Origin of the sequence: Rhodococcus mengyinensis (assembly GCF_048381435.1) — a bacterium.
In the GTDB taxonomy this organism is placed as follows: Bacteria; Actinomycetota; Actinomycetes; order Mycobacteriales; family Mycobacteriaceae; genus Rhodococcus_F; species Rhodococcus_F opacus_D.
This window is the reverse complement of record NZ_JBLWIT010000038.1, coordinates 397,519-412,584: the sequence shown is the minus strand read 5'-3', so window position 1 is coordinate 412,584 and position 15,066 is coordinate 397,519. Positions and strand designations below refer to the sequence as shown.

The 15,066-nt window shown below is 67.4% G+C and carries 13 protein-coding genes; 6 read left to right on the top strand and 7 right to left on the bottom strand.

Annotated elements, in window-relative coordinates; all coding sequences use genetic code 11:
* Positions 1-3 precede the first annotated feature (3 nt).
* From ACNJ7E_RS06650 to ACNJ7E_RS06640, 3 genes are read right to left on the bottom strand one after another with little or no spacing between them, the layout of a single operon-like run.
* Entirely contained in the window at positions 4-1,179 is a 1,176-nt protein-coding gene (locus tag ACNJ7E_RS06650; protein ID WP_120659722.1) for a thiolase domain-containing protein, read from the bottom strand.
* Positions 1,179-2,243 carry a thiolase domain-containing protein gene (locus ACNJ7E_RS06645; RefSeq protein ID WP_280778869.1) on the bottom strand — a complete coding sequence of 355 codons (1,065 nt, stop codon included), beginning with the start codon at positions 2,241-2,243 and terminating at the stop codon, positions 1,179-1,181. Before ACNJ7E_RS06645 ends, ACNJ7E_RS06650 begins: the two co-directional genes overlap by 1 nt.
* Positions 2,244-2,255: 12 nt before the next feature.
* Complete coding sequence (locus ACNJ7E_RS06640; protein WP_418339473.1) at positions 2,256-3,236, bottom strand: Zn-ribbon domain-containing OB-fold protein; 981 nt, start codon at positions 3,234-3,236, stop codon at positions 2,256-2,258.
* A gap of 79 nt (positions 3,237-3,315) precedes the next feature.
* Between ACNJ7E_RS06640 and ACNJ7E_RS06635 the strand changes: the two genes are divergently transcribed.
* Together ACNJ7E_RS06635 and ACNJ7E_RS06630 are read left to right on the top strand one after the other, a co-directional pair.
* Positions 3,316-4,353, top strand: a complete 1,038-nt coding sequence (locus ACNJ7E_RS06635; RefSeq protein ID WP_280778867.1) for an LLM class F420-dependent oxidoreductase — start codon at positions 3,316-3,318, stop codon at positions 4,351-4,353.
* A 181-nt stretch (positions 4,354-4,534) separates the two neighbouring features.
* Positions 4,535-5,482: a hypothetical protein gene (locus ACNJ7E_RS06630; protein WP_280778866.1), complete on the top strand. Its 948-nt coding sequence runs from the start codon at positions 4,535-4,537 to the stop codon at positions 5,480-5,482.
* An 84-nt stretch (positions 5,483-5,566) separates the two neighbouring features.
* Here the strand turns inward: ACNJ7E_RS06630 and ACNJ7E_RS06625 are convergent, their stop codons facing one another.
* A complete protein-coding gene (locus tag ACNJ7E_RS06625; protein ID WP_009477755.1) occupies positions 5,567-6,391 on the bottom strand; it encodes a crotonase/enoyl-CoA hydratase family protein in 825 nt (274 codons plus the stop codon).
* Between the two features lie 79 nt (positions 6,392-6,470).
* On the opposite strand from ACNJ7E_RS06625, the gene ACNJ7E_RS06620 reads away from it, so the two are divergent.
* A complete protein-coding gene (locus tag ACNJ7E_RS06620; RefSeq protein WP_418339418.1) occupies positions 6,471-8,123 on the top strand; it encodes an acyl-CoA synthetase in 1,653 nt (550 codons plus the stop codon).
* The gene (locus tag ACNJ7E_RS06615) at positions 8,124-9,239 is read left to right on the top strand and encodes an NAD(P)H-dependent flavin oxidoreductase (RefSeq protein ID WP_005262901.1); all 1,116 of its coding nucleotides are present in this window, start codon (positions 8,124-8,126) and stop codon (positions 9,237-9,239) included. It begins immediately after the preceding gene.
* Positions 9,240-9,280: 41 nt separating this feature from the next.
* Here ACNJ7E_RS06615 and ACNJ7E_RS06610 read toward each other — a convergent pair whose 3' ends face one another.
* Genes ACNJ7E_RS06610 through ACNJ7E_RS06600 form a run of 3 tightly spaced genes read right to left on the bottom strand, consistent with a single transcriptional unit; the run spans position 9,281 to position 13,162 of the window.
* Positions 9,281-10,852, bottom strand: coding sequence for a long-chain-fatty-acid--CoA ligase (locus ACNJ7E_RS06610; RefSeq protein ID WP_280778863.1), 1,572 nt, complete (start codon positions 10,850-10,852; stop codon positions 9,281-9,283).
* Complete coding sequence (locus ACNJ7E_RS06605; protein ID WP_283330550.1) at positions 10,849-11,970, bottom strand: acyl-CoA dehydrogenase family protein; 1,122 nt, start codon at positions 11,968-11,970, stop codon at positions 10,849-10,851. Before ACNJ7E_RS06605 ends, ACNJ7E_RS06610 begins: the two co-directional genes overlap by 4 nt.
* A gap of 10 nt (positions 11,971-11,980) precedes the next feature.
* Positions 11,981-13,162 (bottom strand): acyl-CoA dehydrogenase family protein, encoded by a 1,182-nt coding sequence (locus ACNJ7E_RS06600; RefSeq protein WP_418339417.1) that lies wholly within the window; start codon positions 13,160-13,162, stop codon positions 11,981-11,983.
* A gap of 247 nt (positions 13,163-13,409) precedes the next feature.
* On the opposite strand from ACNJ7E_RS06600, the gene ACNJ7E_RS06595 reads away from it, so the two are divergent.
* Together ACNJ7E_RS06595 and ACNJ7E_RS06590 are read left to right on the top strand one after the other, a co-directional pair.
* The gene (locus tag ACNJ7E_RS06595) at positions 13,410-13,601 is read left to right on the top strand and encodes a ferredoxin (protein ID WP_005262894.1); all 192 of its coding nucleotides are present in this window, start codon (positions 13,410-13,412) and stop codon (positions 13,599-13,601) included.
* A gap of 104 nt (positions 13,602-13,705) precedes the next feature.
* Positions 13,706-14,623 carry a 3-oxoacyl-ACP reductase gene (locus ACNJ7E_RS06590; RefSeq protein WP_280778860.1) on the top strand — a complete coding sequence of 306 codons (918 nt, stop codon included), beginning with the start codon at positions 13,706-13,708 and terminating at the stop codon, positions 14,621-14,623.
* The last annotated feature ends 443 nt before the right edge of the window (positions 14,624-15,066 follow it).

Sequence of the window (15,066 nt, the reverse complement as noted above, 5' to 3'; positions counted from 1 at the left end):
CTCCTAATTGTTCGGCCGGTCGGAACCGACCACCCACATCGAGAAGTACTGCGAACCGCCGCCGTAGGCGTGGCCGAGTGCCTTGCGTGCGTCCTTCACCTGATGGTCGCCGGCGCGGTGCATGACCTGCATCGCCGACTCGGCGAACCGGATCATGCCCGAAGCGCCGATGGGGTTGGACGACAGGACGCCGCCGGACGCGTTGAGCGGAAGCCGGCCGCCGATCGCGGTCTCGCCCGCCTCGGTGAGTTTCCAGCCCTCACCCTCGGAGACGAAGCCCAGATTCTCGAGCCACATCGGTTCGAACCAGGAGAAGGGGACGTAGATTTCGGCCACGTCGATCTCGTCGAGCGGGTCCTTGATACCCGCGGCCTTCCACAGTGCGGCCGCGGCGTCCCGGCCGGCCTGCGGATTCACCTGGTCGCGTCCCGCGAACGTGGTGGGCTCGGTGCGCATCGCGGTGGCGTGGATCCAGGCCACCTCACGACCGTCCGCAATGACCTGCTCGGCCGCCTCCTCGTTGCCGATCACCATCGCGCAGGCGCCGTCCGAGGACGGACACGTCTCGTCGTAGCGGATGGGATCCCACAGCATCTGCGAGGCCTGTACGGATTCGAGCGTGATGTCGGGTTGCTTGAGGTGGGCGTACGGGTTGAGGCTGCCGTTCAGCCGGTCCTTCACCGCCACCATCGCGCCGATGTGATCGGGTGCGCCCGACCGCCGGATGTACGAGCGGACGTGCGGGGCGAAGTAGCCGCCCGCGCCAGCGCCGACCGGCATGTGGAACGGAATGGGGGTGGACAGCGCCCACATGGCGTTCGACTCGGACTGCTTCTCCCACGCCACCGTCAGTACCCGCTTGTGCACGCCGGACTTCACGAGGCTCGACGCCACCACCGCGGTCGAACCGCCGACCGAGCCTGCGGTGTGCACACGCAGGAGTGGTTTGCCGTTGGCGCCCAGCGCGTCCGACATCGCGAGCTCCGGCATCATCGACCCCTCGAAGAGGTCGGGGGCCTTCCCGATCACGACCGCGTCGATGTCGTCCCAGCCCACCCGGGCGTCTTCCATCGCGCGGTCGATCGCCTCGCGAACCAGCCCCGCCATGGACACGTCGTGCCGTTTCGCGACGTAATGCGTCTGACCGGTGCCGAGCACCGCGGCCAATTGATTCGCCATCAGTTGCGTCCCTCCAAGACTGCGACCAGATTCTGTTGCAGCACAGCACCACTCGTAGCGTGCGCCAGCGTGCGTCCGGCGTTGCCGTCCATGATGGCCTTGGCTGCGTAACCTATGCGTTCCAGACCCGCGGAGAACATCGGGTTCCCGCTCAGCGGGCCGCCCGACGGGTTGATCGCCGTCGCATCGGACAGTCCGATGGCCTCGCGGAGGATCAGTTCCTGATGGGTGAACGGTCCGTGCAGTTCGGCCACGTCGATTCCGCCGACGTCCCCTCCGGTGGCGGCGCGGGCGGACGCCGTCGTCGACGGCGAGACCGTCAGGTCGCGGGCGCCGAAGTTCGGGGAATCGATCCGATGCTCGATCCCGGTGATCCACGCAGGCCGCTCGCACAGCTCACGGGCACGATCGCCCGCGGCGAGCACGACAGCGGCGGCGCCGTCCGTGATCGGTGCGCAGTCGTGGGCACGCAACGGGTCCGCGACGAACGGGCTGGCGAGCAGCGCGTTGATGTCGACGTGCCCCGACAGCTGGGTGTTCGGATTGCTCTCCGCCGCCGCCCGGCTGCGCGCGGCCACGGCCGCCATCTCCTCGGCCGTCCACTTTCCGGCATCGAGTCCGAGGCGGGCCTGCAGTCCGGCCAGCGACACGGAGTCGAGCGCGAGCGGGGTGACCAGGTAGGGGTCGAGTTGCATCGACAGGATCTTGCGGAGGTTGCCCGCCGACGACTTCCCGAAGCCGTAGACGAGGGCGGTGTCGACCTCGCCGGTCATGATCTTGATCCAGGCCTCGTAGAACGCCCACGCCGCATCCATCTCGACGTGCGACTCGTTGATCGGCGGCACCGCACCGATCGAGTCGACGGCGGAGATGAAGGAGAACGAACGGCCGGCCAGGTAGTCCGAAGACCCGGAACACCAGAAGCCGATGTCGGACTTGGTGATTCCGAGGTCCTCGTACAGCTGCTGGAAGCAGGGAACCAGCATCTCGACGCCGTTGGTGGTGCCGGTGGTCTCGCGCACGTGTGGTGCGTGCGCGAACCCGACGACTGCGATATCTGTCATTGTGCCGCGCCCTTACAGGTGGTGTTTGTAGGTGTCGTACTCGGCGTCGGGCTCGCCCGTCGGCCTGAAGTACTCGATGTTCTCGAGGGTGTAACCCCACTCCTCGCGCGGCTTCCACTTGGCCTCCACGCGCATGCCCATCCGCACGTCGGCGGCGTCGCAGTCGAGGATCAGGTGCAGGAACGCGATGTCCGCGCCGTCGAGCAGCACGTAGGCGGCGACGTACGGCGGTTTGATCCGCTGTCCGAGGAACGGGACGTTCACGATGCAGAACGTGGTGACGATGCCCCTGTCCGGCAGTTCCACCTGCTCCTTCGTCGGGATGCCGTCGGTGGGGTTGGCGCTGCGCGGCGGGATGTACACCTTGCCGTCCGGTCCGGTGCGACCACCGATCAGCTTGCCCGCCTTCAACCCTCGGAGGTAGTAGCTCTCCTCGGCGGAGGCGGAGTGCATGTAGTCGAGATCGATCGGCGTCGTGACCATCGTGACCGGTTCCGACTCCGCGGACGGGCCGGGCTCGCCCGTCGACTCCCCGGGCTCGAAGCACACGATGTCCTGGATGCGCCCGACCCGCTCCTGCGCCCACCGTGCCCGGACCCGCATACCCGTGCTCATTGCGGCGGGGGAGCCGACGTCCACGGCGTGCACCAGGGACGTGTCGGCGCCGTCCAGCGTGATCAGCGCCCACGCGAAGGGGGTGCTGAGTGGCTGTCCGGCAATCGGTTCCGGCATCCACGTCCAGCTCACCACGGTCCCGGCGTCGGAGACCCCGACGAAGTCGGTGAGAGGTTCGGCGGTGTTCGGGTCGAATTCGGGCGGTGGCACGTAGACGCGTCCGTCCGAGCCGCGGGCGCCGATGACCTTGCGGTCGCGCAGCGCGGTCACGAAGGCTCCGATGGTCGGACCCACCGATCGGGTGTAGTCGAATTGAAGTTTCAGCGGGGCGCTCAACGGTTCGTTCGAGAATTTTTCGGCCACCGCGCTCTTTCCCATGCTCACAACTTCGAGTAGAACAGGTTCTAGTGTTTGTGGCAAGGGTCACTTCTGACGACGGTCGATGTGGAGGCACACGATGAAGCTCGGGTTGCAACTGGGATACTGGGGCGCACAGCCGCCGGCGAATGTCCCGGAGTTGATCGCCGCGGCCGAAGCCGAGGGATTCGACGCCGTCTTCGCTGCCGAATCGTGGGGATCCGACGCCTTCACCCCCCTCGCCTGGTGGGGTTCGAGCACCGAACGCGTCCGTCTGGGCACGTCCGTCGTGCAGATCTCCGCGCGCACACCCACCAGCACCGCCATGCACGCACTCACCCTCGACCACCTCAGCGGCGGCCGGGCGATCCTCGGGCTCGGCGTGTCCGGGCCGCAGGTCGTCGAAGGGTGGTACGGGCAGCCGTTCACGAAGCCGCTCGCCCGCACCCGCGAATACGTCTCCATCATCCGGAAAGTCCTGTCGCGGGAGGAACACGTCACCAGCGACGGCCCGCACTTCCCGCTGCCCTACACCGGGCCCGGCAGTACCGGCCTCGGGAAACCGCTCAAGCCGATCACCCACCCGTTGCGTTCCGACATCCCCATCTGGCTCGGCGCCGAAGGTCCGAAGAACGTCGCGCTCACCGCCGAGATCGCCGACGGCTGGCTCGCCATCTACTACTCGCCGCGCCTCGCACCCATGTACAACGAATGGCTCGACGAGGGTTTCGCCCGCCCCGGCGCCCGTCGCAGCCGCGAAGACTTCGAAGTCGCGGCCACCTGTCAGGTGATCGTCACCGACGACCGCGCCGCCGCCATCGCCGGCCTCAAACCGATCACCGCCCTGTACGTCGGCGGCATGGGTGCCCCCGAACTCAACTTCCACGCCCAGGTCTACACCCGCATGGGCTACGGCGAGCAGGTCGAGGAAATCGGGCGCCTCTTCCGCGCCGGCCGCAAAGACGAAGCGGCCGCCGTCGTCCCCGACGAGATGGTCACCGAGACCATGATCATCGGCAACGTCGACGAAGTCCGCGCCGACGTCAAACGCTGGGCCGACGCCGGCGTCACCATGCTCCTCGTCTCCTGCCGCGACGCCGACCACGTCCGCGAACTGTCCGCGGCGGTCCTCGGCTGACCTCCCCCTTCCTCCTCCCGCCGCTCCCTTTCCTCCTCCCGCCGCTCCCTTCCGGACGAACGGGACGCTCGTTGCGTCAGATCGAACGAGCGTCCCGTTCGTTCGAGGAGGGAAGGTGAGTTATCCACAGGCGCGCAGATTCGGCCTGTCGTGACGGGCGGACCGCTGGCAGCATGAGCTGATGCGACGGGGGATTTGGGGACAGCGGCCGGAGTTGCTCGATCAGGTGGGAGTGGCCGGCGTCGTCCGGGCGTCGGACCTGGAACGTCTCGGTCTGGCTCGATCGACGATCTCTGCGCGATGCCGGTCCGGTGGGCCGTGGCAGCGGCTTCTGCCGGGAATCGTTCTACTCCAGAACGGGCAGCCGTCGTTCCAGCACCGAGTGCTCGCAGCTCGTCTGTTCTGCGGTCGCGACTCGCTCGTCACAGGACGCTCGGCACTGCGGTGCCACGGCTTCGGGAGCTACTCCGGTGACGTGGACGTGCTCGTCGCAGTCGATCGCCGCGTGCAGTCGACGGGCTTCGTCAAGGTCGAGCGCACGTCGCGCATGCCCGACGCCGACGTGCGCGGAGATGTCGCGTGCGCACCGTTGCCGAGGGCACTGCTCGACGCGGCGCGCAGGTGCACGACCGTCGACGCGGCGCGGGCAACGATCGCGGAAGTCGTCCAGCGCGGAGCGGTCACCGCGGAAGAACTCGTCGTCGAACTCGAGGCGGGCAGTGGTCGCGGATCCGCGATCCCCCGGATCGTGCTGCGGGAAATGACGGCCAACGTCCACTCCGTCTCCGAGGCGCATGCGCGTCGGTTGTGGCTGCGCAGTGGGCTTCCCGAGATGATGTTCAACAGGAAGATCGCCGATGTCGGCGGACGGTTCATCGCGATGCCGGACGGTTGGATCGACGAGGTCGCGTTCGCCTGGGACATCGACTCGCTCGATTGGCACCTTGCGCCTCAGCAGTACAAGCACACGGTGGAGCGTCGGACGCGGATGCAGAACGCCGGCATCATCGTGCTGCCGACACTGCCGAGCGCTGTTCGTGATCAGCCGGAGCGGGTGATCGCCGACCTCCGGGCCCACTTCGAGCTCGCCGCGTCGCGTCCGAGGCCGAATGTTCGGATGCTGCCCTAGCCGTGCCTGGACGAACGGGACGCTCGTTCGATCTGACGCAACGAGCGTCCCGTTCGTCCGGAAAGGGGAGGGGACCACCCGGGGTCAGCGGCCCTCGAATTTCGGCGCGCGCTTTTCGGAGAAGGCGCGGGGGCCTTCCTTCGCGTCGGCGCTCTTGAAGACCTCGGTGCCGAGGGCGGCGTCGACTTGAAATGCCTCCTCCTCGTGCATGCCTTCGGTGTCGCGGATGGTCTTCAGGATCGCCTGGACGGCGAGGGGTCCGTTGGCGGAGATGAGGTCGGCGAGTTCGAGGGCCTTGTCGAGGGCCTGACCGTCGGGGACGACGTGTCCGATGAGGCCGATCTCCTTGGCCTCGGGGGCCTTGATGTGACGTCCGGTCAGCAGGATGTCCGCGGCGACGGTGTACGGGATCTGCCGGACGAGGCGCACGGCGGAGCCGCCGAGGGGGAAGAGTCCCCATTTGGCTTCGGAGACACCGAATTTGGCGCTCTCCCCGGCGACCCGGATGTCGGTGCCCTGCAGGATTTCGGTGCCGCCGGCGATGGCGGGACCCTCGACTGCGGCGATGAGGGGCTTGGTGAGGCGCCGTCCCTTGAGGAGCGCCTCGATCTTCGACAGGTCCCAGCCGCCGCCCGAGAACGAGTCGCCGGGGTGCTGTGACGTCATGGCCTTGAGGTCGGCGCCCGCGCAGAACGCGCCGCCTGCGCCGGTGAGGATGGCGACCCGGATGTCCGGGTCGGAGTCGACCTGATCCCACGCGTCCCGCATGATCGCCATCATTTCGCCGGACAGCGCGTTCTTCGCCTCGGGGCGGTTCATCGTGACGATCAGGACGTGCCCGCGCTTCTCCACGAGGCAGTGCGGCGACTGTGCCGAAATGTCGGATTTCTCGGTCGTTGTAGAGGACACTGAAGTCTCCCGAAGGGTGTGTGAGCTGGCTCTCAAATTGGGTCTTGCCAGAAACGGTAACACGTTCTACTTTGTTGACGTGGCCCTTAATATCGCAGACCTCGTAGAGCACGCAATCGACCTCGTTCCGGACCGCGTCGCGTTGGTGTCCGACGACCGGGAAGTGACGTACGCGCAGATGGAGGAGAGGGCCAATCGCCTCGGCCACTACCTGCGCGAACAGGGTGTCCAGCCCGGCGACAAAGTGGGCATCTACTGCCGGAACACGATCGAGGCGATCGAGGCCATGGTGGCGGTCTTCAAGATCCGTGCCGTGATGGTGAACGTCAACTACCGGTACATCGAGAACGAGTTGCAATACATCTTCGACAATTCGGACATGGTCGCGCTCGTTCACGAGCGCCGCTACTCCGACAAGGTGGCGAACGTGCTCCCCGAGACGCCGCTCCTGAAGACCACCGTCGTGGTCGAGGACGGCACCGATCTCGACTACGAGGGCATCGAATACGAGGCCGCACTGGCGCAGGGTTCCCCCGACCGCGACTTCGGCGAGCGCACTGGCGACGACCTGTACATGCTCTACACCGGTGGCACCACCGGCAAACCCAAGGGCGTCATGTGGCGTCACGAGGACGTCTGGCGGGTGCTCGGCGGCGGCATCAACTTCATGACCGGTGAATACGTCGAGGACGAGTGGGATCTCGCGAAGCTGGGCGCCGAGAGCCCCGGCATGACCCGCTTCCCGATCCCGCCGATGATCCACGGCGGCAGCCAGTGGGCGGTGTTCCAGAGTCTGTTCGGCGGCGGAAAGTGCGTGATGCACCCCGAATTCGACGGCCACGACGTGTGGCGGATCGTCGATCAGCACAAGGTCAACCTCATCTTCATCACCGGTGACGCGATGGCGCGACCGATGCTCGACGCGCTGGTGGAGGGCGACAAGGCGAGCGGCGAACCCTACGACCTGTCGTCGCTGTTCCTGATGGCGAGTTCGGCGGCGCTGTTCTCGCCCAGCATCAAGGAGAAGTACCTCGAACTGCTGCCCAACCGGATGATCACCGATTCGATCGGTTCGTCCGAGACCGGTTTCGGCGGCCTCAGCGTGGTCGCGAAGGGTGACTCGCACGGCGGCGGCCCGACGGTGAAGATCGACGCGTCCACCTCCGTCCTCGGCGAGGACGGCAACCCGGTCGAACCCGGCTCCGGCGTGATCGGCATCCTGGCGCGCAAGGGGCACATCCCCATCGGCTACTACAAGGACGACGAGAAGACCAAAGCCACGTTCAAGGAGATCAACGGCATCCGCTACTCCATCCCCGGTGACTTCGCGCAGGTGGAGGCGGACGGCACGGTGACGATGCTCGGTCGCGGGTCGGTGTCCATCAACAGCGGCGGCGAGAAGATCTTCCCCGAGGAGGTCGAGGGCGCGCTCAAGTCGCATCCCGACGTCTTCGACGCCATCGTGGTCGGCATCCCCGACGAACGGTTCGGCCAGCGGGTCGCCGCCGTCATCCAGGCCCGAGGCGGGGCGCGCCCGAGCCTGCACGAGATCGCCGACGCGGCACGCAAGGAGATTGCCGGATACAAGGTTCCGCGCAGCCTCTGGTTCGTCGACGAGATCAAGCGCTCGCCGGCGGGTAAGCCCGACTACCGCTGGGCCAAGGAACAGACCGAGACCCGACCGGCCGACGACCACAACGGCAACGGCTCGCCCGAAAGCAAAGGCGCGTAAATGCACACCAGTTTGAGCGAGAAGTTCGGCATCGAGTACCCGGTCTTCGGGTTCACTCCCTCCGAGCACGTGGCCGCGGCGATCTCCCGGGCCGGCGGTCTGGGTGTGCTCGGTTGCGTCCGGTTCAACGACCCCGAGGAACTCGAGGCCGTCCTCTCGTGGATGGACGAGAACACCGACGGCAAGCCGTACGGTGTCGACATCGTGATGCCTGCGAAGGTTCCCACCGAGGGCACATCGGTGGACCTCGAGTCGCTGATCCCCGCGGAACACCGCGCGTTCGTCGACCGGACCCTGGCCGAGCTGGGGGTGCCGCCACTGGATTCGGGCGCCGAACACGCGACCGGTGTGCTCGGGTGGCTGCACTCGGTGGCGCGCTCGCATGTGGACGTCGCGCTGAACCATCGAATTGCGTTGATCGCCAACGCTCTCGGTTCGCCGCCGAAGGATGTCATCGACCAGGCCCACGAGAAGGGCGTTCCGGTGGCCGCGCTGGCCGGCGCCGTGGAGCACGCGCGCAGGCACGTCGCGAACGGTGTCGACATCGTCATCGCGCAGGGGTACGAGGCCGGTGGGCACACCGGTGAGATCGCGTCGATGGTGCTGGTTCCCGAGATCGTCGATGCCATCGGTGATTCCGCCGCGGTCCTCGCGGCCGGTGGTATCGGCAGCGGACGTCAGGTCGCCGCTGCGCTGTCGCTGGGGGCGGCGGGGGTGTGGATGGGGTCGTACTGGCTCACCACCTCCGAGTACAAACTCGGCAGCGCGTCGTCCGAGGGGCCGTCGGCGATCCAGCGCGCCCTGCTCGGTGCGACGTCCGCCGACACGGTGCGGTCCCGGATCTACTCGGGCAAGCCCGCGCGCCTGCTCAAGACCAAGTGGACCGACGCCTGGTCGAAGCCGGATGCACCGGCGCCGCTGCCGATGCCGCTGCAGAATCTGCTGGTCAGCGAGGCACATCAGCGGATCGCCGCGTCGGAGAACCCGGATGTCGTCGCGATGCCGGTGGGACAGATCGTCGGCCGGATGAACGAGATCCGTCCGGTGGCCGAGGTGATGGACGAACTCGTCAAGGGCTTCGACTCGGCGGTGTCCCGCCTCGACAGCTTCCGGTAGCCGATGTGAGTGGCAAAGTATGCGTCAGCACACTTTGCCACTCACCTGGGGGAGTAGCCGGTTCCGTCGCGGACCCACACCGGATCGGTGCACTCGGCGGCCTCGGCGCTCAATACGCGGGTGAGGACCTTGAATGTGGCGGTCCGCGGGAACTCGGCACACACCCGGATCAGACTCGGGCGCTGCTTCGGACCCAGATCGGACTGCGCGTCGAGGAAGCGTGTGAAGGCCACGGGATCGAAGTCACGCGTCGGGACGACAGCCGCCATCACCCGGTCCCCGACGTCGGGATCGGGCACCGCGTACACCGACACCTGGGCGAAGCCGTCGTACCGCATCAGGATGCGTTCGATGGGCGCCGAACCGATGTTCTCGCCGTCGACGCGCAACCATCCGGAACTACGTCCCGCGAAGTACCCGAACCCGTCGGCGTCCCGGTACGCGAGGTCGCCGCTCCAGTACTTGCCGTCGCGGATCCGCTCGGCGTCGGCCTCGGGATTGTTGTAGTAGCCCGCGAACGCCCCCGATCCCGCGACGTTGACGAGTTCGCCGGTCGCGGCCTCGGCATTGAGCACCCGGCCGGCGGAATCGAATTCGGCCGGGGGACAGGGGCTGCCGGTCTCGGGGTCGAGGATCGCGATGCCCTCGGGGAGCTTGCCCAGAGAACCTGCCGGCGCCTCGGGGCTGCCGGAGATGGCGACACCGCCCTCGGTGGAGCCGAATCCGTCGACCACCGCGGTGCCGAAGCGGCGCGAGAACGCCGCGACCGCGGGCGCGGACCCCTCGTTGCCGTACATCACCCGAAGGGTGTTGTCGGCGTCGTCGGACATTTCCGGGGTAGCCAGCACATACGACAGCGGCTTTCCGACGTAGTTGGCGTACGTGACGCCGAATTTCCGCACGTCGGACAGGAAGTTCGACGCGGAGAACTTGCGCCGCAATGCAATCGAGCTGTGTCCCGCGAGCGCCACGGACCACGCCGCCATCATGGCGTTGGAATGGAACATGGGCATCGACATGTAGACGACGTCGTCCGGGGTCAGGCCGAAGCGTTCGGCGAGCATGATGCCGGGGCCGGTGATCTTCGCGTGGGTGCAGCGCACCGCCTTCGGATCGCCGCTCGTGCCCGACGTGAAGATGAGCATGAACAGGTCTTCGGCCGCGGCGGCCCTCGGCGTGAATTCGGGGCGCTCGCCGGCGAGCAGGGCATACCAGTCCGGTGAATCCACGTTGACGACGGGAACGCAGGGGTCGAGACCGTCCAGCAGCGCGGACCGCCCGGATTCGGTGAAGACCACCTGGCAGTCGGCCAGCGCGATGTCGCGGGCCAGTGCCGCCCCGCGTCGAGTGGTGTTGAGCCCCACGAGGACGGCGCCGGACAGCGCCGCCGCTCCGGCGAGGAGCGAGAACTCGGGGACGTTGTCCATCAGCACACCGAAGTGCCGGGGCCGCTGTGCATCGAGCAGGTCGTCGAGGACAGCCGCGCGCCGCAGGCTCGCGCGTACGTGTTCGGACCACGACAGGAACCGGTCCTCGAAGTACAGGCCCTGGGCGTCGGACTTCGAGACGCCCAGGAGCAGGTCCGATACCGTGCGCGCAAGCGTGGCGGTCATGCCGGGACGGTGGCCAGTTCGGCGCCGAGGATCCGCAACTGCTGCGTGGCCGAACCGAGCCGGAATTCGAGTGCCTTGGCCGCGAGGAAGTACCGATGCACGGGGTGGTCCTCGTCGAGTCCGACGCCACCGTGGACGTGGACGAGGGTATGGGCCACCCGGTGTCCGGCGTCGGACGCCCAGAAGTTGGCGGTCTGGATGTCGCCTTCGCTGGGCAGGCCCTCGCTGAGCCGCCACGCCGCCTGCCACAGCGTGAGCCGGACGCCCTTCACGTCGATGTAGCCGTCGGCGAGTCGCTGGGCCACGGCCTGGAAACTGCCGATGGGCCGACCGAACTGCACCCGCTCGCGGGCGTAGGCCGCAGTGAGTTTGAGGGCTTCGTCGAGGACGCCGTACTGGTACGCGCAGGCGCCGAGCGAGCCGCGCTCGACGAGCCAGTCCACGATCTCGCCGCCCTGGTCGGCGGCGCCGAGCACGCGGTCCTCGGCCAGCGACACTCCGTGGAGGGTCACCTCACCGGTGCTGGCCAGGTCGACGGTCTGCTGGCGGGTGACGGTCACTCCGGCGTCGTCGGGGCGGACGAGGAAGACGGCTACACCGTCCGGGGTAGTTGCCGGGACCAGGAAGAGGTCGGCGGACGGCGCCGCGTCGACGACGATCTTGGTGCCGTCGAGGGTCCAGCCGTCCGCGCCGCGTTCGGCACGCGTGACGGGCGCACCCGGAGTGTCGTTGAGTTCCTCGTCGAGGGCGACGGTGAGGATCTTCTCTCCACGCGCTGCCGGAGTACCCCAGTCGGAACGCTGCCGTTCGGTTCCGAACTTCGCGATCGCCCCTGCCGCCATCACGATCGACGACAGATAGGGCACCGGCGCGACGGCGCGGCCCAGTTCGACGAGGATGCTGCACTGCTCGAGGACGCCGAAACCGTCGCCGCCCACCGACTCCGGCAGCGCGGCGCTCAGGACACCGGACGACGCGAGCGCGGACCACAGGCGGCGATCGAGGCGGTCCTCCGCGTTGTCGAGTTCGCGCAGCCGGTCGTTGGTGACGAGGTCCGAGACGATTCCTCGGGTGAGGCCGGCCAGGTCCTGCTGGGCCTCGGTGGGGGTGAAGTCCATTGTCGTAGTCCTAACGCTTCGCGGGGGGCAGGCCGAGGGCGGTCATGGCGATGATGTCGCGCTGCACCTCGTTTGTTCCGCCGCCGAACGTGAGGATCAGCGACGACCGGTGCATCCGTTCGAGTCGCCCGCGGAGCAGGACCCCGGGGGAGTTCTGCCGCAGCGTGGCCGAAGGCCCGAGGATCTCCATCAGCAGCCGGTACGCCTCCGTGGCGAACTCCGTGCCGTAGACCTTGTTGGCCGACGCCGCCTCCGGGCCCGGCGCGTGGTCGGTGGACGAGGCGATCTCCCAGTTCATCAACTTGAGGTACTCGGCCTTGGCGTGGACCCGGGCCAGATTGATCTGCACCCATTCCTGGTCGATGACGCGGCGCCCGTCCGGCAACTTGGTGTTCTGCGCCCATTCGCGCACTTCACGCTGGGCGGTGAGGACCGGCCCGGCGGAGGTCAGGGCGACGCGCTCGTGGTTGAGCTGATTGGTGATCAGTGCCCAGCCGCCGTGTTCGGGGCCGACCAGCGCGGACGACGGAACCCGAACGTCCTGGTAGTAGGTGGCGCTCGTGTCCGGACCCGCCATCGTGTGGACCGGGGTGTACGAGAAGCCGTCGGCGGTGGTCGGGACGATCAGCATGCTGATGCCCTTGTGCTTCTTGGCTTCGGGATCGGTGCGGCACGCCAGCCACACGTAATCGGCGTAGGCGATCAGGCTCGTCCACATCTTCTGGCCGTTGATGACGTAGTCGTCGCCGTCCTTGACGGCGGTGGTCCGGAGGCTGGCGAGGTCGGTGCCCGCTTCGGGCTCGGAGTAGCCGATGGAGAAGTGCAGTTCGCCGGCCGAGATCTTGGGCAGGAAGAACGCCTTCTGCTCGGGGGTGCCGAAGTGCATGATCGTCGGCGCCACCGAGTTGATGGTGAGGAAGGGGACCGGGGCGCCGGCGATGGCGGCCTCGTCCGTGAAGATCAGCTGCTCCATGGCCGACCGTTCCTGGCCGCCGTACTCCTTGGGCCACCCGAGCGTCAGCCAGCCGTCCTTGCCCATCTGAGCGACGACGTCGCGGTAGACGTTGCCCTCGCCGTATTCGCCGGTGGTGGCGGCCAGTGCCTCTCGACGCTCCGGCGTCATCAGCTTCGCGAAGTACGCGCGCAGCTCTTGGCGCAGCTGCTGCTGCTGCGGTGTGTAGGTGATGTGCATCGAAATACCTCTCCAGTCCGAGAGCGGAAGCAGCTGAAATCTGGCACAGGTTCCAGTCTCTGCGGTGCATTCGCGGAGTCGGCCCCGGCCGGCCCCGGAGCGTGCCCGGTAGGCGTGCTCGCAGTCGTGGAACGAATCATTGCACACGACTGGAACAGGTTCTAGTGTTATCGCAGGAACGGAGTGCGCCGCAGCCCGGCGGCACCCGGATCCGCGAGTGACGAGACGAGGAGAAGTGAGGGTTGCCATGGAGGTCAGAGTCGATTTCGACCGTTGCGAGGCCAATGGTGTGTGCGTGGGGATCGCACCCGACATCTTCGAGCTCGACGACGACGATCAGCTGCACATTTCGAGTGCCGTTCCTCCCGCTGACCGGGAGGAAGACGTGCGTACGGCGATCGCCCAGTGTCCGAGGGCCGCGCTCACCGAGCACCCCTGAGGATTGTTGCCCGGAATGAGAACACGTTCTACAGTGACGTCGACCTACCGCCGTGTCGTGGTTCGCGACCTGCGGCGAGTGCACAGAACCAGGAGAGCGTGTTCATGAATGCTGTGGCTGACCGCGATGTGAACGTGGACGGCAAGGTCGCCGTCGTGACCGGCGCCGGATCCGGCCTCGGGAAGTACGAGGCGATCGCACTGGCCCGCGCGGGTGCGTCCGTCGTCGTCAACGACCTGGTTGCGAACGACGCCGTGGAGGCCACGCTCGAGGAGATCCGGGGCCTGGGCGCGAAGGTCGAGTTCGTGGCCGGCGACATCGGGGAACGGTCCACCGCCGATGCGATCATGGAGGCGGCGCAGAGCCGGCTCGGCAGCCTCGACATCCTGGTGAACAATGCGGGCATCACGCGGGATCGCATGCTGTTCAACATGTCCGACGAGGACTGGGACCTGGTGCTGAAGGTTCATCTGCGCGGCCACTTCCTGCTGTGCCGCGCAGCCGCGTCGTACTGGCGGGGCAAGTCCAAGGAGGCCGGTGCGCCGGTATACGGGCGCATCGTCAACACCTCGTCCGAGGCGGGACTGCTCGGCCCCGAGGGGCAGGCGAACTACGGCGCCGCCAAAGCAGGCATCACGGCGCTCACGCTGTCGGCGGCCCGTGGGCTGTCCCGGTACGGCGTCCGAGCCAACGCGATCTGCCCCCGCGCCCGCACGTCGATGACGGAGAACGTCTTCGGAGAGGCGCCGGCCGAGGGGGTCGACCCGTTGTCGCCCGAGCATGTGGCCGCGCTCGTCGCGTACCTCGCATCGCCCGCCGCCGACTCCGTGAACGGCCAGGTCTTCGTCGTCTACGGTCCGATGGTTGCGTTGATGGCGGCACCGGTCGTGGAGCGGCGTTTCGACGCCGCGGACGGTCGGTGGACACCCGGCGCGCTCGCGGCGGAGCTCGGGAACTACTTCGGGGATCGGGATCCTGCCGCGATGTTCTCGGCCTCCGCGGCGCTACGCGAACTGGGCTGATCTGCGTCCTGGGGCCGAAGAACCGACACGAAGGTTGTTTCCGTATCGTTTCCGCAGGTAATGCCTCCGCGATGGGCGATACTGAAGGCAACTGAAGAGCGGCGGAACGGGGGGCCGGGTGACCGTGGAGGGTGTTCGAGTGGTGTGCCGGATATGACTAGATCGTGTTCTAGTTCTGCTGTCGTCGAGCAGTTCGATCGAGCGTGCCCAGCTGGTCCGGCGACTCCCTGGGCCGGCCCCCTCACGCGGTCGCCCGGAACCGAGGCCGGCGACGATTTCGACGGTCGTCGGTACGTGACGAAATTCGCTCAAAGTTCTTGTGCTATAACCTCTTAAGTCCACGCCTCGGCCTTCTCGCTCGGCGCGAATCGTCGGATCCGATCGGGCGGAGACACGCCCGGCGTTTCGGTCGAATTCGGCCCTCGGGACGTGCTGAATGTGGG